The following is an 18,130-nucleotide window of genomic DNA, read 5'->3' as shown; positions in this document are numbered from 1 at the left end:
GAGACAGGATGATGAAACTCGAATTTTCGATTTATCGTTATAACCCGGATGTCGATAACGCTCCGCGTATGCAGGATTACACCCTGGAAGGCGAAGAAGGGCGCGACATGATGCTGCTGGATGCGTTAATCCAGCTTAAAGAAAAAGATCCCAGCCTTTCTTTCCGCCGTTCCTGCCGCGAAGGTGTGTGCGGTTCTGATGGTTTGAATATGAACGGTAAGAATGGTCTGGCCTGTATTACCCCTATTTCGGCGCTGACTCAGCCGGGTAAGAAGATTGTGATTCGCCCGCTGCCCGGTTTGCCGGTGATCCGCGATTTGGTGGTAGACATGGGGCAATTCTACGCACAATATGAGAAGATTAAGCCTTACTTATTGAATAATGGGCAAAATCCACCGGCTCGTGAGCATTTACAGATGCCGGAGCAGCGTGAAAAACTCGATGGGCTGTATGAATGTATTCTTTGCGCCTGTTGCTCAACATCCTGCCCGTCATTCTGGTGGAACCCGGATAAGTTTATCGGTCCGGCGGGGCTGCTCGCGGCGTATCGATTCCTGATCGATAGTCGTGATACCGAGACTGACAGTCGTCTGGAAGGGATGAGCGATGCATTCAGCGTATTCCGCTGTCACAGCATTATGAACTGCGTCAGTGTATGTCCTAAGGGACTGAACCCGACGCGCGCTATCGGCCATATTAAGTCGATGCTGTTGCAGCGTAGCGCGTAAGTAGTTGTAGTGGTTGCCGGATGGCGACGTACCGTCTTATCCGGCCTACGGGTTACGTATTCTGTAGGCCTGATAAGCCAGGCGCCATCGGGCAATAGAAGTGCAGGAAACCTCTAAAAACTGCCATATGATTAGTAATAATCGAGATGTTCAGAGCGAGACAAGGCGCGGTCTGAACGAATCTTCGGGAGCATAGTTAACTATGTGACCGGAGTAAGCGAAGGTCGCAACGCAGTCGTAGCCTGAACAGCGAAGATTATTAGACAGTTTTTAAAGGTTCCTTAGCGGACGCAGATGACACGACAGTCCGCAACAAGTGAACCCCGGCACGCATACAGCGTATGCGTGGTTAGTATCCACGGCGAAATACTCGTCATAGTTCACGTTGCATGTGCGTTGGCTGCACTTGCTCACCCCGGTCACTTACTGGATGTAAGCTCCCTGGGATTCGCAAGCTTGCCGCCTTCCTGAAACGTGACCTATTTAGAGTATTAAATAAGCAGAAAAGATGCTTAAGGGATCACGATGCAGAACAGCGCTTTGAAAGCCTGGTTGGACTCTTCTTACCTCTCTGGTTCGAATCAGAGCTGGATAGAACAGCTCTATGAAGACTTCTTAACCGATCCTGACTCGGTAGACGCTAACTGGCGTTTGACGTTCCAGCAGTTACCTGGTACCGGAGTCAAACCGGATCAACTCCATTCAAAAACACGTGAATATTTCCGGCGGCAGGCGTTGGCTGGCTCACGTCACTCTTCTACGATTTCCGACCCTGACACCAATGTGAAGCAGGTTAAAGTCCTGCAGCTTATCAACGCTTATCGTTTCCGTGGCCATCAGCATGCAAACCTCGATCCGCTGGGACTGTGGAAACAAGAACGCGTGGCGGATCTGGATCCTTCTTTCCATGATTTGACCGAGGCCGATTTCCAGGAAACCTTCAATGTCGGCTCCTTTGCCAGCGGCAAAGAGACGATGAAGCTGGGCGAGCTGCTCGACGCGCTCAAACAGACCTACTGTGGCCCGATTGGCGCTGAGTATATGCACATCACCAGCACCGAAGAGAAACGCTGGATCCAACAGCGCATCGAATCCGGTCGTGCGGCCTTTAGCGCTGACGAGAAAAAACGCTTCCTGAACGAACTGACCGCCGCTGAAGGGCTGGAACGTTATCTGGGTGCCAAATTCCCGGGTGCGAAACGTTTCTCGCTCGAGGGGGGAGATGCGCTGATACCCATGCTGAAAGAGATGGTTCGCCATGCGGGTAACAGCGGCACTCGCGAAGTGGTGCTGGGGATGGCGCACCGCGGTCGCCTGAACGTGCTGATCAACGTACTGGGTAAAAAACCGCAGGATCTGTTCGACGAATTTGCCGGTAAGCATAAAGAACATCTGGGTACCGGCGACGTGAAGTATCACATGGGCTTCTCGTCAGATATCGAAACCGAAGGCGGTCTGGTTCACTTGGCGCTGGCGTTTAACCCATCGCATCTGGAAATTGTGAGCCCGGTGGTGATGGGCTCCGTGCGCGCCCGTCTGGACAGACTGGACGAACCGAGCAGCAACAAAGTGTTGCCGATCACTATTCACGGCGACGCCGCGGTGACCGGCCAGGGCGTGGTTCAGGAAACCCTGAACATGTCGAAAGCGCGCGGTTACGAAGTGGGCGGTACGGTACGTATCGTTATCAACAACCAGGTGGGCTTCACCACCTCTAACCCACTGGATGCGCGTTCAACGCCTTACTGCACCGATATCGGTAAAATGGTCCAGGCGCCGATTTTCCACGTCAATGCGGATGATCCGGAAGCCGTCGCTTTTGTGACCCGTCTGGCGCTGGACTTCCGTAACACCTTTAAACGCGATGTGTTCATCGATCTGGTGTGCTACCGCCGTCACGGCCACAACGAAGCCGACGAGCCAAGCGCAACCCAGCCGCTGATGTACCAGAAAATCAAAAAGCATCCGACGCCGCGTAAAATCTACGCCGACAAACTGGAAGCTGATAAGGTCGCAACTCTGGAAGATGCCACCGAAATGGTCAACCTCTATCGCGATGCGCTGGATGCTGGCGAGTGCGTAGTGAAAGAGTGGCGTCCGATGAACATGCACTCCTTCACCTGGTCGCCATATCTCAACCACGAATGGGACGAAAGCTACCCGAACAAAGTTGAGATGAAGCGTCTGCAGGAGCTGGCAAAACGTATCAGCACCGTGCCGGAAGCCATTGAAATGCAGTCTCGCGTGGCGAAAATTTATGGCGACCGTCAGGCAATGGCGGCAGGCGAGAAATTGTTTGACTGGGGCGGTGCGGAAAATCTGGCTTACGCCACGCTGGTCGATGAAGGCATTCCGGTGCGCCTGTCCGGGGAAGACTCCGGTCGCGGCACCTTCTTCCATCGTCATGCGGTGATCCACAACCAGACGAACGGCTCAACGTATACGCCGTTGCAGCATATTCACAGCGGTCAGGGACAGTTTAAAGTCTGGGACTCCGTGCTGTCTGAAGAAGCGGTACTGGCTTTTGAATACGGTTATGCCACGGCGGAACCACGTACCCTGACTATCTGGGAAGCGCAGTTTGGCGATTTTGCCAACGGCGCGCAGGTAGTGATTGACCAGTTCATCTCCTCCGGCGAGCAGAAATGGGGCCGGATGTGCGGTCTGGTGATGCTGTTGCCGCATGGCTATGAAGGGCAGGGCCCGGAGCACTCTTCCGCGCGTCTGGAACGTTATCTGCAACTTTGCGCCGAGCAGAATATGCAGGTTTGCGTGCCGTCCACCCCGGCGCAGGTCTACCATATGCTGCGCCGTCAGGCGCTGCGCGGGATGCGTCGTCCGCTGGTGGTGATGTCGCCGAAATCGCTGCTGCGTCACCCGCTGGCGGTTTCCACGCTTGATGAACTGGCGAACGGTTCCTTCCAGCCGGCCATTGGCGAAATTGACGAGCTGGACCCTAAAGCCGTAAAACGCGTGGTAATGTGTTCTGGTAAGGTTTATTACGACCTGCTGGAACAACGTCGCAAAAACGACCAGAAAGATGTCGCTATCGTGCGCATCGAACAGCTCTATCCGTTCCCGCATAAAGCGGTGCAGGAAGCGCTGCAACCATACGCTCACGTCCATGATTTTGTCTGGTGCCAGGAAGAGCCGCTCAACCAGGGCGCATGGTACTGCAGCCAGCATCATTTCCGTGAAGTGATTCCGTTTGGGGCCGCTCTGCGTTATGCAGGTCGCCCGGCCTCCGCCTCTCCGGCGGTAGGGTATATGTCCGTTCACCAGAAACAGCAACAAGATCTGGTTAATGACGCGCTGAACGTCGATTAAATAAAGGATAAATAATGAGTAGCGTAGATATTCTTGTTCCCGACCTGCCTGAGTCCGTAGCGGACGCGACCGTCGCCACCTGGCATAAAAAACCGGGCGATGCGGTTGTTCGTGACGAAGTGCTGGTAGAAATCGAAACTGACAAAGTGGTACTGGAAGTACCGGCATCAGCGGACGGCATTCTGGATGCGGTTCTGGAAGAGGAGGGGACGACTGTCACCTCTCGCCAGATCCTGGGTCGCCTGCGTGAAGGAAACAGCGCGGGTAAAGAGACCAGCGCGAAATCTGAAGAGAAAGCGTCTACGCCGGCACAGCGCCAGCAGGCGTCGCTGGAAGAACAAAACAACGATGCGCTCAGCCCGGCGATCCGTCGCCTGCTGGCTGAACACAATCTGGAAGCCAGCGCCATTAAAGGCACTGGTGTGGGTGGGCGTCTGACCCGTGAAGATGTGGAAAAACATCTGGCGAAAGGCGAGTCTAAAGCACCCGCTGTTGAACCTGCAGCACAACCCGCTCTGGGCGCGCGCGGCGAAAAACGCGTGCCAATGACCCGCCTGCGCAAGCGCGTGGCCGAGCGTCTACTGGAAGCGAAAAATTCCACCGCCATGCTGACGACCTTCAATGAAGTCAACATGAAGCCGATTATGGATTTGCGTAAGCAGTATGGCGAAGTGTTTGAAAAACGTCATGGTATCCGCCTGGGCTTTATGTCCTTCTACGTGAAAGCGGTAGTGGAAGCGCTGAAGCGTTATCCGGAAGTGAACGCCTCTATCGACGGCGATGACGTGGTGTATCACAACTACTTTGATGTGAGCATGGCGGTGTCTACGCCGCGCGGCCTGGTCACGCCGGTCCTGCGTGACGTGGATACGCTGGGCATGGCTGACATCGAGAAAAAAATTAAAGAACTGGCTGTCAAAGGCCGCGACGGCAAGCTGACCGTAGAAGACCTGACCGGTGGTAACTTTACCATTACCAACGGCGGCGTATTCGGTTCGCTGATGTCTACCCCGATCATCAACCCGCCGCAGAGCGCGATTCTGGGAATGCATGCTATTAAAGACAGGCCGATGGCGGTGGATGGCAAGGTGGAAATCCTGCCGATGATGTACCTGGCGCTCTCTTACGATCATCGCCTGATCGATGGTCGCGAATCCGTGGGCTTCCTGGTCACCATCAAAGAGTTGCTGGAAGATCCGACCCGTCTGCTGTTGGACGTGTAGTCAGCAAGAGCATCACCTGCTACCTGTAGGCCGGATAAGGCGTTCACGCCGCCATCCGGCGATGGTGTAATGCCTGATGGCGCGCAGCTTTCAGGCCTACAGGTCTAAAGATAACGATTACCTGAAGGATGGACAGAACACATGAACTTACATGAATATCAGGCAAAACAACTTTTTGCCCGCTATGGCTTACCGGCGCCGGTGGGTTATGCCTGTACTACTCCGCGTGAAGCCGAAGAAGCCGCGTCTAAAATCGGTGCCGGCCCGTGGGTAGTGAAATGTCAGGTTCACGCTGGCGGCCGCGGCAAAGCGGGCGGTGTGAAGGTAGTAAAAAGCAAGGAAGAGATTCGCGCCTTTGCGGAAAACTGGCTGGGCAAACGTCTGGTGACCTATCAAACAGACGCTAATGGCCAACCGGTAAACCAGATTCTGGTTGAAGCGGCGACCGACATCGGCAAAGAACTGTACCTCGGCGCGGTAGTTGACCGTAGTTCTCGTCGCGTGGTCTTTATGGCGTCTACCGAAGGTGGCGTAGAGATCGAAAAAGTCGCGGAGGAAACCCCGCATCTGATCCATAAAGTCGCGCTCGATCCGCTGACCGGCCCGATGCCGTATCAGGGACGGGAACTGGCGTTCAAATTGGGTCTGGAAGGTAAACTGGTGCAGCAGTTCACCAAAATCTTTATGGGCCTGGCAACCATTTTCCTTGAGCGCGACCTGGCGCTAATCGAAATTAATCCGCTGGTGATTACTAAGCAGGGCGATCTGATTTGCCTCGACGGCAAGCTGGGCGCTGACGGCAACGCGCTGTTCCGCCAGCCGGATCTGCGTGAAATGCGTGACCAGTCTCAGGAAGACCCGCGTGAAGCGCAGGCAGCGCAGTGGGAACTGAACTACGTCGCGCTGGACGGCAACATCGGTTGCATGGTGAACGGCGCGGGTCTGGCGATGGGCACCATGGACATCGTTAAGCTGCATGGCGGCGAACCGGCTAACTTCCTTGACGTGGGCGGCGGCGCAACCAAAGAGCGCGTCACCGAAGCGTTTAAAATTATCCTCTCGGATGACAACGTGAAAGCGGTTCTGGTTAACATCTTCGGCGGTATCGTCCGTTGTGACCTGATTGCCGACGGTATCATCGGCGCGGTGGAAGAAGTGGGCGTGAACGTTCCGGTGGTGGTGCGTCTGGAAGGCAACAACGCCGAACTCGGCGCGAAGAAACTGGCTGACAGTGGCCTGAATATTATTGCAGCGAAAAGTCTGACGGATGCAGCTCAGCAGGTTGTTGCCGCAGTGGAGGGGAAATAATGTCCGTTTTAATTAATAAAGATACCAAGGTTATCTGCCAGGGCTTCACCGGTAGCCAGGGGACTTTCCACTCCGAACAGGCGATTGCTTACGGTACGCAGATGGTGGGCGGCGTAACGCCGGGCAAAGGCGGCACCACGCATCTGGGGCTGCCGGTGTTCAACACCGTGCGCGAAGCGGTAGAAGCTACCGGTGCGACCGCATCCGTTATCTACGTCCCGGCGCCGTTCTGCAAAGACTCCATTCTGGAAGCGATCGACGCAGGCATCAAACTGATTATCACCATCACCGAAGGTATTCCGACGCTGGATATGCTGACCGTGAAAGTGAAGCTGGACGAAGCAGGCGTGCGCATGATCGGCCCGAACTGCCCAGGTGTGATCACCCCGGGCGAATGCAAAATCGGCATCATGCCGGGTCACATTCATAAGCCGGGTAAAGTGGGTATCGTTTCCCGTTCCGGCACGCTGACCTACGAAGCGGTTAAGCAGACCACCGACTACGGTTTCGGCCAGTCCACCTGCGTGGGTATCGGCGGCGACCCGATTCCGGGCTCTAACTTTATCGATATCCTGAAACTGTTCCAGGAAGATCCGCAGACTGAAGCGATTGTGATGATCGGTGAGATCGGCGGTAGTGCAGAAGAAGAAGCGGCGGCTTACATTAAAGACCACGTGACCAAGCCGGTTGTTGGCTATATCGCGGGTGTGACCGCGCCGAAAGGCAAGCGTATGGGCCACGCTGGCGCCATCATTGCCGGTGGTAAAGGCACCGCGGATGAAAAATTCGCCGCGCTGGAAGCTGCTGGCGTGAAGACGGTTCGCAGTCTGGCCGATATCGGCGAAGCGCTGAAAGCAATTATAAAATAAAACTCGCTGTTCCTGCGGGAACAGATAAATGTCCGTTTTCGACATGGTTGGCCACCTTTACGGTGGCCTTTTTTATGGCTTTATTGTTTGTGGCAAAGTACGGGTGAAGCATCCGGGATATAAAATTATTGGCTTTGTAAATATTGAACTATAGGAAAATAATGCCTCATTAAAAAAACATGGTGGAGTCTAAAAATAATTGATAATAACCGTCTGGCTGCGGCAGTAAATTTACTCAGTTTGCTGGTTAACTCTTTTGCAGCAAATACAGATGCTGTCTTAGTGAAAGACCTGCCGACCTCACTGGAGACGGATTATGCGCTTTCCGCCATGAAAAAAACGCATTGCAGCATTACACTATGTTGACGCTAACCTCTATAGTAAATTGACGCTTGACTCTGTGGCCGCGCATGTTTGCCTGAGCGCGAACTACACGTCTCCTCAGATGTATCGCGCTTACACAGACTGCTTGTTTAATGGCAGAATAAAACAGCTATTTTAATCATAAGAGTACCAGCATTATTTCCCTGAAGTATTAAAGATATCGTTTAATAAATCATATGAACTTTTTCTGGTTAAAAGAGGTTAACTTTAAAAATTATTAAGAACTTATTGACACTATTCGTTCGTGATTAATCATGTCTAAAGGGTATTTATGGCTGCGAATAAACAGAATTATCACTATGAGTGACGTAGAAATTGAGGGTAAATCTGTGAAGGTGATAACAGAATCTTCACTATAATAATTATAGAGAGGCAAATACGGTGTTATTGAAATAAAGAAAAAGTAGCGAATAAAATGTTTGTTTCTGGCTATCTGGAAAGCTTATTAGCGATAATTAAGACGATAACCTGGCAAGATGATCCTGGCCATTAGTCGTCGGGAAAGGGAAGTTGGGACAGGGTAATCCCGGTGGGATGATGGCGCGTGTGCAATGAGATAGTTTCTTTGCGGTGTTAATTATAAGTAAAATAAAAATAGACTAAATGTATAAAATAATAAGTGTTGATAACCTGCAGAAAAAATCTGTGAGCTATTTAGCAATAATTGAACATCAATGTGGAATGTTTTTTACTGGATGCGGGGCAGTAAAAAACGCACAAAATGTTTAGCCTTATCGAATAAGCCTCTTTTTACAGGGAGTTTGAAATTACTCTTTGCAAAAACAAAAAGTTAACAAAAAATTCACCATGCATTCAATGAATAAACATTATTAACATTAACTTCAAAAATTGATTTTAATCAATATTTAAATGTTGGAAAAGAGCATCAAAACTGGTTAAATTGTCCGTGATCAAATTCCCTGAAAAGCGATAGATTAGCCATAAATTGATCGCTGTCGAAAAAAGCAAATCTGACCCACTAAAAACCTGTTTATTGTAAGGGTTTTACGGCGTAATATATTTGCGGGATCAATTTGGGTTTTTTATTAACATGTTTGTAACTTTTCATCATTACTGTTTCCTTCCCGAGGGGATAGTACGATGGAAGGCCGCAAATAAATTTGTATTGGGGCATGCGTGTGACCCTTTCTAACGGGGTTCACTCTCGGAGTCTTCATGCGATGAGCAAGGAGTCATGATGTTAGATATAGTCGAACTGTCGCGCTTACAGTTTGCCTTGACCGCGATGTACCACTTCCTGTTTGTGCCGCTAACGCTCGGTATGGCGTTCCTGCTGGCCATTATGGAAACGGTATACGTCCTTTCCGGCAAACAGATTTATAAAGATATGACCAAGTTCTGGGGCAAGTTGTTTGGTATCAACTTTGCTCTGGGTGTGGCTACCGGTTTGACCATGGAGTTCCAGTTCGGGACAAACTGGTCGTACTACTCCCACTATGTTGGGGACATCTTCGGTGCGCCGCTGGCCATCGAAGGTTTGATGGCCTTCTTCCTCGAATCCACCTTTGTAGGTCTGTTCTTCTTCGGCTGGGATCGTCTGAGTAAAGTTCAGCATATGTGCGTCACCTGGCTGGTGGCTCTGGGGTCCAACCTCTCCGCGTTGTGGATTCTGGTAGCGAACGGCTGGATGCAAAACCCAATCGCTGCGGATTTCAATTTCGAAACCATGCGTATGGAAATGGTGAGCTTCTCTGAACTGGTGCTGAACCCGGTAGCACAGGTGAAATTTGTTCACACTGTGGCGTCCGGTTATGTCACCGGCGCGATGTTCATCCTCGGTATCAGCGCTTACTACATGCTGAAAGGTCGTGACTTCGCCTTTGCTAAACGCTCCTTTGCTATTGCTGCCAGCTTCGGTATGGCTGCCGTACTGTCCGTTATCGTACTCGGTGACGAATCCGGTTACGAAATGGGCGACGTGCAGAAAACCAAGCTCGCTGCGATTGAAGCAGAATGGGAAACGCAACCTGCTCCGGCCTCCTTTACCCTGTTCGGCATTCCTGACCAGGACAAACAGGAAAACCATCTGGCGATTCAGATTCCTTATGCGCTCGGCATTATCGCTACGCGTTCCGTGGACACGCCGGTTATTGGCCTGAAAGATCTCATGGTTCAGCATGAAGAGCGTATCCGTAACGGGATGAAAGCTTATGAACTGCTGGAGCAGCTGCGCGCCGGTTCTACCGACCAGGCCGTTCGCGACCAGTTTAACAGCATGAAGAAAGATCTCGGTTACGGCCTGCTGCTGAAACGCTATACGCCTAATGTGACTGACGCGACCGAAGCGCAGATCCAGCAAGCGACGAAAGATTCTATTCCTCGCGTTGCGCCGCTGTACTTCGCTTTCCGTATCATGGTGGCGTGCGGCTTCCTGCTGCTGGCGATCATCGCACTTTCCTTCTGGAGCGTGATTAGTAACCGCATCGGTGAGAAAAAATGGCTGTTGCGCGCGGCGCTGTACGGTATTCCACTGCCGTGGATTGCGGTTGAAGCAGGTTGGTTCGTCGCCGAGTATGGTCGTCAGCCGTGGGCGATCGGCGAAGTGTTGCCGACAGCCGTGGCGAACTCATCGCTGACCGTGGGCGATCTGCTGTTCTCCATGTTCCTGATTTGCGGCCTGTATACCCTGTTCCTGGTGGCAGAATTGTTCCTGATGTTCAAATTTGCACGCCTTGGCCCAAGCAGCCTGAAAACCGATCGCTATCACTTTGAGCAGTCCACCGTGACTTCTCAGCCGGCACGCTAAGACAGGAGTCGTCAAATGATCGATTATGAAGTACTACGTTTTATCTGGTGGCTGCTGGTTGGCATTTTGCTAATTGGTTTCGCTGTCACCGATGGGTTCGATATGGGGGTGGGGATGCTCACCCGTTTCCTCGGTCGTAACGACACCGAACGTCGAATTATGATTAACTCTATCGCCCCGCACTGGGACGGTAACCAGGTGTGGTTGATCACCGCGGGCGGTGCGTTGTTTGCTGCCTGGCCGATGGTTTACGCCGCGGCGTTCTCCGGTTTCTATGTGGCGATGATCCTGGTGCTGGCGTCTTTGTTCTTCCGTCCGGTCGGTTTTGATTACCGTTCCAAGATTGAAGACCCGCGCTGGCGCAACATGTGGGACTGGGGCGTGTTCATCGGTAGCTTTGTGCCGCCGCTGGTGATTGGCGTGGCCTTTGGCAACCTGTTGCAGGGCGTACCGTTCCACGTGGATGAGTATCTGCGTCTGTACTACACCGGTAACTTCTTCCAGTTGCTGAACCCGTTTGGTCTGCTGGCGGGTATCGTAAGCGTAGGGATGATCATCACGCAGGGGGCGACTTACCTGCAAATGCGCACCGTTGGCGAACTGCACCTGCGCGCGCGCGCCACCTCGCAGATTGCGGCGCTGGTGACATTAGTGTGCTTTGCGCTGGCGGGCGTTTGGGTAATGTATGGTATTGATGGTTATGTCGTGACATCCGCGATTGACCATCATGCCGCCTCTAACCCGCTGACTAAAGAAGTGGCGCGTGAAGCTGGCGCCTGGCTGGTGAACTTTAATAATGCTCCGATCCTGTGGTTGGTTCCGGCTCTGGGCGTGGTTCTGCCGCTGCTGACTATCCTGACTTCCCGTATGGAGAAAGGCGCGTGGGCATTCCTGTTCTCTTCGCTGACCCTGGCCTGCATTATTCTGACGGCGGGTATCGCTATATTCCCGTTTGTGATGCCGTCCAGCACGATGATGAATGCCAGCCTGACCATGTGGGATGCGACATCCAGCCAGATGACGCTGAACCTGATGACCTGGGTTGCGGCGGTGTTCGTACCGATCATTCTGATCTACACCAGCTGGTGTTACTGGAAAATGTTCGGTCGTATCACTAAAGAACATATTGAAAGCAACACCCACTCTCTGTACTAAGTAAGGAGCTTAAAATGTGGTATTTCGCATGGATTCTGGGAACGCTTCTTGCCTGTGCATTCGGGATCATTACCGCCCTGGTGCTTGAGCACGTTGAAGCGGGTAGAACCGGTCAAGAAGAAAGCTAATGACCCATATTATCGCAAAACTGTATGCGGTAATGGACAAGCGCCCGTTAAGGGCGCTTTCCTTCGTGATGGCGATAGTGCTGGCAGGATGTATGTTCTGGGACCCGTCACGGTTTGCCGCCAGGACCAGCACGCTTGAAATCTGGCACGGATTATTGCTGATGTGGGCGGTTTGCGCAGGCATAATCCACGGCGTGGGTTTTCGCCCTGAATCCGTACACTGGCAAGGGATTTTCTGTCCGCTCCTTGCGGATATCGTCCTTATCGTCGGCCTGATTTTCTTCTTCTTGTGAATAAGAAACCTCCTTAAAAATATAGGGGCTTGCATAAGCCCATATATTTTTACTCTCCCTTAACTTCCCCCCATTCCCAAGCCTCATTCCCACGCGTATAGTAGCAACGTTTAAAAGCTCTACTTTTGTTGCATTACCGGGATGTAAAGTGAATACAAGGCGATATACAACGGCATTCTTGAGGCATTACGGCGGCAAGCGGATGACGCCAACAAAGAGGCTGCAGGGATGAATAAGTATATGTTTCGATGGCCAATTCGAGTTTATTACGAAGACACGGACGCCGGCGGTGTGGTTTATCACGCCAGCTATGTCGCTTTTTATGAAAGAGCGCGCACGGAGATGCTGCGTCACCATCACTTCAGCCAACAGGTGCTGCTGGCGGAGCGGGTCGCCTTTGTAGTGCGCAAGATGACGCTGGAATACTATGCGCCTGCGCGGCTCGACGATATGCTTGAAGTTCAAACAGAAATTACGTCAATGCGTGGCACCGCTTTGGTTTTCACGCAACGCATTGTCAACGCAGAGAACACGCTGCTAAATGAAGCAGAGGTTCTGATTGTTTGCGTTGATCCACTCAAAATGAAGCCTCGTGCGCTTCCTAAGTCTATTGTCGCGGAGTTTAAGCAGTGACTGACATGAATATCCTTGATTTGTTCCTGAAGGCAAGCCTTCTGGTTAAACTTATCATGTTGATTTTGATTGGTTTTTCAATAGCATCCTGGGCCATCATTATCCAGCGAACGCGTATTCTGAACGCCGCTGCGCGTGAGGCGGAAGCGTTTGAAGATAAATTCTGGTCCGGAATCGAACTATCGCGTCTGTACCAGGAAAGCCAGGGGAGGCGCGATAGTCTGTCGGGCTCGGAACAAATCTTTTATAGCGGGTTCAAAGAGTTTGTCCGGCTCCATCGCGCCAACAGCCATGCGCCGGAGGCAGTGGTAGAGGGGGCGTCGCGTGCGATGCGCATCTCCATGAACCGAGAGCTGGAAACGCTGGAAACGCATATCCCGTTTCTTGGCACGGTAGGCTCAATCAGTCCTTATATCGGTCTGTTTGGCACCGTATGGGGGATTATGCATGCGTTTATCGCCCTGGGCGCGGTGAAACAGGCGACTCTGCAAATGGTTGCGCCGGGTATTGCCGAAGCATTGATTGCCACGGCGATTGGTCTGTTTGCCGCCATCCCTGCGGTTATGGCTTACAACCGACTGAATCAGCGCGTGAACAAGCTGGAACTGAATTACGACAACTTTATGGAAGAGTTCACCGCGATTCTGCACCGCCAGGCGTTTACCGTAAGCGAAAGCAACAAGGGGTAAGCCATGGCCAGAACGCGTGGACGAGGTCGTCGCGAACTTAAGTCCGAAATCAATATTGTACCGCTGCTCGACGTACTGTTGGTGCTGCTGCTGATCTTTATGGCAACCGCGCCGATCATTACCCAGAGCGTGGAAGTTGACTTGCCCGAGGCGAATCAGTCGCAGGCGGTCAGTAGTAACGACGATCCACCGGTCATTATTGAGGTTTCCGGAGTAGGGCAATACAGCGTAGTGGTTGATAAAGATCGAATGGATCAACTGCCGTCTGAACAGGTGATCGCAGAAGTAAAGCGTCATCTGCAGGCTAATCCGAAAACAGTCTTTTTAATCGGCGGCGCGAAAGAGGTGCCGTACGATGAAATAATTAAAGCGCTGAACTTGTTACACAGCGCGGGCGTAAAATCGGTTGGCTTAATGACGCAGCCAATCTGAAGTCTGCGTCCCGTTGGCTTGAAAGACGGCGAGTAACAGGCGAACAGTTTTTTGGGAACCGAGAGTGTCAAAGGCAACCGAACAAAACGACAAGCTCAAACGGGCGATAATTATTTCAGCCGTGCTGCATATCATCTTATTTGCAGTGCTGATCTGGAGTTCGTTTGATGAGCATATAGAGGCTTCTGCCGGCGGCGGCGGTGGTTCCGCTATCGACGCGGTGATGGTCGATCCTGGCGCCGTTGTGCAGCAGTACAACCGTCAGCAGGATCAACAGGCCAGCGCCAGACGCGCGGAAGAAGAGCGTAAAAAGCTGCAACAGCAGCAAGCAGAGGAGCTGCAGCAGAAGCAGGCTGCTGAACAGGAGCGGTTGAAACAACTTGAGAAAGAACGTTTAGCGGCTCAGGAGCAGCAAAAGCAGGCTGAAGAAGCGGCAAAACTGGCGCAACAGCAGCAACAGGCCGAAGAAGCGGCGAAAGCGGCGGCGGACGCGAAGAAGAAAGCGGAAGCCGAAGCGGTAAAAGCGGCAGCGGACGCGAAGAAGAAAGCGGAAGCCGAAGCGGCGAAAGCGGCGGCGGACGCGAAGAAGAAAGCAGAGGCCGAAGCGGCGAAAGCGGCGGCGGAGGCGAAGAAGAAAGCGGAAGCCGAAGCGGCGAAAGCGGCGGCGGAGGCGAAGAAGAAAGCGGATGCCGAGGCGGCGAAAGCGGCGGCGGAGGCGAAGAAGAAAGCGGATGCCGCGGCGGCGAAAGCAGCGGCGGACGCTAAGAAAAAAGCGGCCGCCGCAGAAGGCGTCGACGATCTGCTTGGCGATCTCAGCTCGGGTAAGAATGCGCCGAAAACCGGCGGCGGCGCGAAAGGGAATGGTCAGCCATCGAAAGATAGCGGTACATCGGGCGCTAACGGTGGGGCGACAGGCGCTGATATCAGCGCCTACGCGAAACAGATTCAGGTCGCCATTCAGAGCCGTCTGTATGATGCGAGCCTGTATCAGGGCAAACAATGTGTCTTGCATATTAGCCTGGCGCCGGATGGCTCATTAAAAAGCATTACGTCTGAGGGCGGCGATCCGGCGCTTTGTCAGGCGGCGTTAATGGCGGCAAAAACCGCGAAAATTCCTAAACCGCCAAGCCAGGCTGTTTATGAGAAAATAAAGGATGCCAAACTAGACTTTAAACTGTAGATACTTTTCTTTATGGAAGTTGGAGCGGTTGAGTTGTTACTGGTCCTGGTGGTTTTGTGTATTTGAGTTTGTTAACATTCTGCTAAATTATCGTGGGTCGCAGGCCCAGGTATGGGAGATATGATGAAGCAGGCATTACGAGTAGCATTTGGTTTTCTGATGCTGTGGGCGGCGGTGCTGCACGCAGAAGTCCGTATCGAGATCACCCAGGGGGTGGACTCGGCGCGACCGATTGGCGTTGTGCCTTTTAAATGGGCCGGGCCGGGCGCTGCGCCTGAAGATATCGGCGGCATCGTGGCGGCAGATTTACGCAATAGCGGTAAATTTAATCCGTTAGACCGGTCACGACTGCCGCAGCAGCCAGCCACCGCTCAGGAAGTTCAGCCTACCGCATGGTCTGCGCTGGGTATTGATGCTGTCGTTGTTGGACAGGTCACGCCGAATCCGGACGGTTCCTACAATATTGCTTATCAGCTGGTTGACACTGGCGGCGCGCCGGGGACTGTACTGGCGCAAAACTCTTATAAAGTGAACAAGCAGTGGCTGCGTTATGCAGGCCACACTGCCAGTGACGAAGTCTTTGAAAAACTGACGGGCATTAAGGGCGCGTTCCGTACTCGTATCGCCTATGTGGTACAGACTAATGGCGGTCAGTTCCCGTATGAACTGCGTGTGTCGGATTACGATGGTTACAATCAGTTTGTGGTGCACCGTTCTCCGCAGCCGTTGATGTCTCCGGCGTGGTCTCCGGACGGCTCAAAACTGGCTTACGTGACATTTGAAAGCGGTCGCTCCGCGCTGGTTATCCAGACGCTGGCAAACGGCTCAGTGCGTCAGGTTGCGTCCTTCCCGCGTCACAACGGCGCGCCGGCCTTCTCGCCGGATGGGACGAAACTGGCGTTCGCGTTATCGAAAACAGGAAGTCTGAACCTGTACGTCATGGATCTCGCCTCCGGCCAGATTCGTCAGATAACGGACGGGCGTAGCAACAATACGGAGCCGACCTGGTTCCCGGACAGCCAGACTCTGGCCTTTACTTCTGACCAGGCTGGACGTCCGCAAGTGTATAAAATGAACATTAACGGCGGTGCGGCGCAGCGTATTACCTGGGAAGGTTCGCAAAACCAGGATGCGGATGTCAGCAGCGACGGTAAATTTATGGTAATGGTAAGCTCAAATAACGGGCAGCAGCACATTGCCAAACAAGATCTGGTGACGGGTGGCGTACAGGTTCTGTCGTCAACGTTCCTGGATGAAACGCCAAGTCTGGCACCTAACGGCACGATGGTAATCTACAGCTCTTCTCAGGGGATGGGATCTGTGCTGAATTTGGTTTCTACAGATGGGCGTTTCAAAGCGCGTCTTCCGGCAACTGATGGTCAGGTGAAATCGCCTGCCTGGTCGCCGTATCTGTGATAATAATTAATTGATTACTAAAGGAATTAAAGAAATGCAACTGAACAAAGTGCTGAAGGGCCTGATGATTGCCCTGCCTGTTATGGCAATCGCGGCATGTTCTTCCAACAAGAACGCCAGCAATGACGGTAGCGAAGGCGGTATGCTGAACGGCGCCGGCACTGGTATGGACGCTAACGGCAACGGCAACATGTCATCTGAAGAGCAAGCGCGTCTGCAGATGCAGCAGCTGCAGCAGAACAACATCGTTTACTTCGATCTCGACAAGTACGATATCCGTTCTGACTTCGCGGCAATGCTGGATGCGCACGCTAACTTCCTGCGTAGCAACCCGTCTTACAAAGTCACCGTAGAAGGTCACGCGGACGAACGCGGTACTCCGGAGTACAACATCTCCCTGGGTGAGCGTCGTGCTAACGCCGTTAAAATGTACCTGCAGGGTAAAGGCGTTTCCGCTGACCAGATCTCCATCGTTTCTTACGGTAAAGAAAAACCTGCCGTACTGGGCCACGACGAAGCGGCTTACGCTAAGAACCGTCGCGCTGTACTGGTTTACTAAGAGAATTGCATGAGCAGTAACTTCAGACGTCACCTGTTGAGTCTGTCGTTACTGGTTGGCATAGCGGCCCCTTGGGCCGCTTTTGCTCAGGCGCCAATCAGTAGTGTCGGCTCAGGCTCGGTCGAAGACCGCGTCACTCAACTTGAGCGTATCTCTAACGCTCACAGCCAGCTTTTAACCCAACTTCAGCAGCAGCTCTCCGATAATCAGTCCGATATCGATTCTTTGCGCGGCCAAATCCAGGAAAATCAGTATCAACTGAATCAGGTGATGGAGCGCCAGAAGCAAATTATGCTGCAGCTGGGGAGCTTAAATAATGGCGGCGCAGCGCAGCCAGCAGCTGGTGACCAGAGCGGGGCGGCAACCACTGCGACCCCCGCCCCGGATGCCGGTACGGCAACCTCAGGGGCGCCGGTACAAAGTGGCGATGCGAATACCGATTACAATGCGGCAATTGCGCTGGTGCAGGATAAGTCTCGCCAGGATGATGCGATTGTGGCGTTTCAGAACTTCATCAAGAAATACCCTGATTCTACTTATCAGCCGAACGCCAATTATTGGCTGGGCCAGTTGAATTACAACAAGGGTAAAAAAGATGACGCCGCCTATTATTTCGCCTCGGTAGTAAAAAACTATCCTAAGTCGCCGAAGGCTGCGGACGCGATGTACAAAGTTGGCGTTATCATGCAGGACAAAGGTGATACGGCAAAAGCGAAAGCGGTTTATCAGCAGGTGATTAACAAATATCCTGGCACTGATGGCGCGAAACAGGCGCAAAAGCGTCTTAACGCGATGTAATGCGTACCATGCGACCAGAAAACGCCTTTTTTCTGGTCGCGTCGTGCGATTCCTAAGCAGTTGAGCCCTCTGCGTCGAAATTTTTGTTGCGCTCAAATCTGAAATCAGTAATATATGCCGCCGTTGCCACGGGATATTAAACAACTCGAAAGCAACGTAAAAGTGGGTCGTTAGCTCAGTTGGTAGAGCAGTTGACTTTTAATCAATTGGTCGCAGGTTCGAATCCTGCACGACCCACCAA

The 18,130-nt window shown here is 52.6% G+C and carries 16 protein-coding genes and 1 tRNA gene; all 17 read left to right on the top strand.

The window, feature by feature from the left end:
• Positions 1-11 precede the first annotated feature (11 nt).
• The 17 genes from sdhB (at position 12) to ACLJRU_RS13650 (ending at position 18,129) form a co-directional block, all read left to right on the top strand.
• Positions 12-728 (top strand): succinate dehydrogenase iron-sulfur subunit SdhB, encoded by a 717-nt coding sequence (gene sdhB / locus ACLJRU_RS13730; protein WP_001537859.1) that lies wholly within the window; start codon positions 12-14, stop codon positions 726-728.
• A gap of 525 nt (positions 729-1,253) precedes the next feature.
• A complete protein-coding gene (gene sucA / locus ACLJRU_RS13725) occupies positions 1,254-4,055 on the top strand; it encodes a 2-oxoglutarate dehydrogenase E1 component (RefSeq protein WP_001181504.1) in 2,802 nt (933 codons plus the stop codon).
• Between the two features lie 14 nt (positions 4,056-4,069).
• The gene (gene odhB, locus ACLJRU_RS13720; RefSeq protein WP_000099858.1) at positions 4,070-5,278 is read left to right on the top strand and encodes a 2-oxoglutarate dehydrogenase complex dihydrolipoyllysine-residue succinyltransferase; all 1,209 of its coding nucleotides are present in this window, start codon (positions 4,070-4,072) and stop codon (positions 5,276-5,278) included.
• Between the two features lie 141 nt (positions 5,279-5,419).
• A complete protein-coding gene (gene sucC, locus ACLJRU_RS13715) occupies positions 5,420-6,586 on the top strand; it encodes an ADP-forming succinate--CoA ligase subunit beta (protein ID WP_001048590.1) in 1,167 nt (388 codons plus the stop codon).
• Positions 6,586-7,455: a succinate--CoA ligase subunit alpha gene (gene sucD / locus ACLJRU_RS13710; RefSeq protein ID WP_000114631.1), complete on the top strand. Its 870-nt coding sequence runs from the start codon at positions 6,586-6,588 to the stop codon at positions 7,453-7,455. The genes sucC and sucD overlap by 1 nt, the downstream gene beginning before the upstream one ends.
• Before the next feature lie 1,582 nt (positions 7,456-9,037).
• Entirely contained in the window at positions 9,038-10,606 is a 1,569-nt protein-coding gene (gene cydA, locus ACLJRU_RS13705; RefSeq protein WP_000884374.1) for a cytochrome ubiquinol oxidase subunit I, read from the top strand.
• A 15-nt stretch (positions 10,607-10,621) separates the two neighbouring features.
• The gene (cydB, locus tag ACLJRU_RS13700; RefSeq protein ID WP_001539496.1) at positions 10,622-11,761 is read left to right on the top strand and encodes a cytochrome d ubiquinol oxidase subunit II; all 1,140 of its coding nucleotides are present in this window, start codon (positions 10,622-10,624) and stop codon (positions 11,759-11,761) included.
• Positions 11,762-11,775: 14 nt separating this feature from the next.
• Complete coding sequence (gene cydX / locus ACLJRU_RS13695) at positions 11,776-11,889, top strand: cytochrome bd-I oxidase subunit CydX (RefSeq protein WP_001539498.1); 114 nt, start codon at positions 11,776-11,778, stop codon at positions 11,887-11,889.
• Complete coding sequence (ybgE, locus tag ACLJRU_RS13690) at positions 11,889-12,182, top strand: cyd operon protein YbgE (RefSeq protein ID WP_000148790.1); 294 nt, start codon at positions 11,889-11,891, stop codon at positions 12,180-12,182. The genes cydX and ybgE overlap by 1 nt, the downstream gene beginning before the upstream one ends.
• 228 nt (positions 12,183-12,410) lie before the next feature.
• The gene (gene ybgC / locus ACLJRU_RS13685; protein WP_001046240.1) at positions 12,411-12,815 is read left to right on the top strand and encodes a tol-pal system-associated acyl-CoA thioesterase; all 405 of its coding nucleotides are present in this window, start codon (positions 12,411-12,413) and stop codon (positions 12,813-12,815) included.
• Positions 12,812-13,504, top strand: a complete 693-nt coding sequence (tolQ, locus tag ACLJRU_RS13680; protein WP_000131318.1) for a Tol-Pal system protein TolQ — start codon at positions 12,812-12,814, stop codon at positions 13,502-13,504. The genes ybgC and tolQ overlap by 4 nt, the downstream gene beginning before the upstream one ends.
• A gap of 3 nt (positions 13,505-13,507) precedes the next feature.
• Complete coding sequence (gene tolR, locus ACLJRU_RS13675) at positions 13,508-13,936, top strand: colicin uptake protein TolR (protein ID WP_000124676.1); 429 nt, start codon at positions 13,508-13,510, stop codon at positions 13,934-13,936.
• A gap of 64 nt (positions 13,937-14,000) precedes the next feature.
• A complete protein-coding gene (gene tolA / locus ACLJRU_RS13670) occupies positions 14,001-15,116 on the top strand; it encodes a cell envelope integrity protein TolA (protein WP_079961189.1) in 1,116 nt (371 codons plus the stop codon).
• A gap of 123 nt (positions 15,117-15,239) precedes the next feature.
• A complete protein-coding gene (tolB, locus tag ACLJRU_RS13665; protein WP_001539503.1) occupies positions 15,240-16,532 on the top strand; it encodes a Tol-Pal system beta propeller repeat protein TolB in 1,293 nt (430 codons plus the stop codon).
• A gap of 34 nt (positions 16,533-16,566) precedes the next feature.
• Positions 16,567-17,091, top strand: coding sequence for a peptidoglycan-associated lipoprotein Pal (pal, locus tag ACLJRU_RS13660; protein WP_001176621.1), 525 nt, complete (start codon positions 16,567-16,569; stop codon positions 17,089-17,091).
• Between the two features lie 9 nt (positions 17,092-17,100).
• On the top strand, positions 17,101-17,889 hold the full coding sequence (gene cpoB / locus ACLJRU_RS13655) for a cell division protein CpoB (protein WP_000097588.1): 789 nt from the start codon (positions 17,101-17,103) through the stop codon (positions 17,887-17,889).
• 164 nt (positions 17,890-18,053) lie between these two features.
• Positions 18,054-18,129: transfer RNA gene (locus tag ACLJRU_RS13650), tRNA-Lys, on the top strand.
• Position 18,130 lies beyond the last annotated feature (1 nt).

It is taken from the genome of Salmonella sp. SAL00653 (assembly GCF_046552515.1).
GTDB lineage: Bacteria > Pseudomonadota > Gammaproteobacteria > Enterobacterales > Enterobacteriaceae > Salmonella > Salmonella enterica.
Note: the sequence above shows the minus strand (reverse complement) of the source record. Positions and strands in the feature narration are given on the sequence as shown.

What these genes read in the sequence shown, in the direction of transcription:
- tolB (WP_001539503.1), top strand. Translation starts at nt 15,240, where the DNA reads ATGAAGCAGGCATTACGAGTAGCATTTGGTTTTCTGATGCTGTGGGCG.
- cydX (WP_001539498.1), top strand. Translation starts at nt 11,776, where the DNA reads ATGTGGTATTTCGCATGGATTCTGGGAACGCTTCTTGCCTGTGCATTC.
- sucD (WP_000114631.1), top strand. Translation starts at nt 6,586, where the DNA reads ATGTCCGTTTTAATTAATAAAGATACCAAGGTTATCTGCCAGGGCTTC.
- sucC (WP_001048590.1), top strand. Translation starts at nt 5,420, where the DNA reads ATGAACTTACATGAATATCAGGCAAAACAACTTTTTGCCCGCTATGGC.
- ybgC (WP_001046240.1), top strand. Translation starts at nt 12,411, where the DNA reads ATGAATAAGTATATGTTTCGATGGCCAATTCGAGTTTATTACGAAGAC.
- cpoB (WP_000097588.1), top strand. Translation starts at nt 17,101, where the DNA reads ATGAGCAGTAACTTCAGACGTCACCTGTTGAGTCTGTCGTTACTGGTT.
- ybgE (WP_000148790.1), top strand. Translation starts at nt 11,889, where the DNA reads ATGACCCATATTATCGCAAAACTGTATGCGGTAATGGACAAGCGCCCG.
- odhB (WP_000099858.1), top strand. Translation starts at nt 4,070, where the DNA reads ATGAGTAGCGTAGATATTCTTGTTCCCGACCTGCCTGAGTCCGTAGCG.
- pal (WP_001176621.1), top strand. Translation starts at nt 16,567, where the DNA reads ATGCAACTGAACAAAGTGCTGAAGGGCCTGATGATTGCCCTGCCTGTT.
- sdhB (WP_001537859.1), top strand. Translation starts at nt 12, where the DNA reads ATGAAACTCGAATTTTCGATTTATCGTTATAACCCGGATGTCGATAAC.
- cydB (WP_001539496.1), top strand. Translation starts at nt 10,622, where the DNA reads ATGATCGATTATGAAGTACTACGTTTTATCTGGTGGCTGCTGGTTGGC.
- tolR (WP_000124676.1), top strand. Translation starts at nt 13,508, where the DNA reads ATGGCCAGAACGCGTGGACGAGGTCGTCGCGAACTTAAGTCCGAAATC.
- sucA (WP_001181504.1), top strand. Translation starts at nt 1,254, where the DNA reads ATGCAGAACAGCGCTTTGAAAGCCTGGTTGGACTCTTCTTACCTCTCT.
- cydA (WP_000884374.1), top strand. Translation starts at nt 9,038, where the DNA reads ATGTTAGATATAGTCGAACTGTCGCGCTTACAGTTTGCCTTGACCGCG.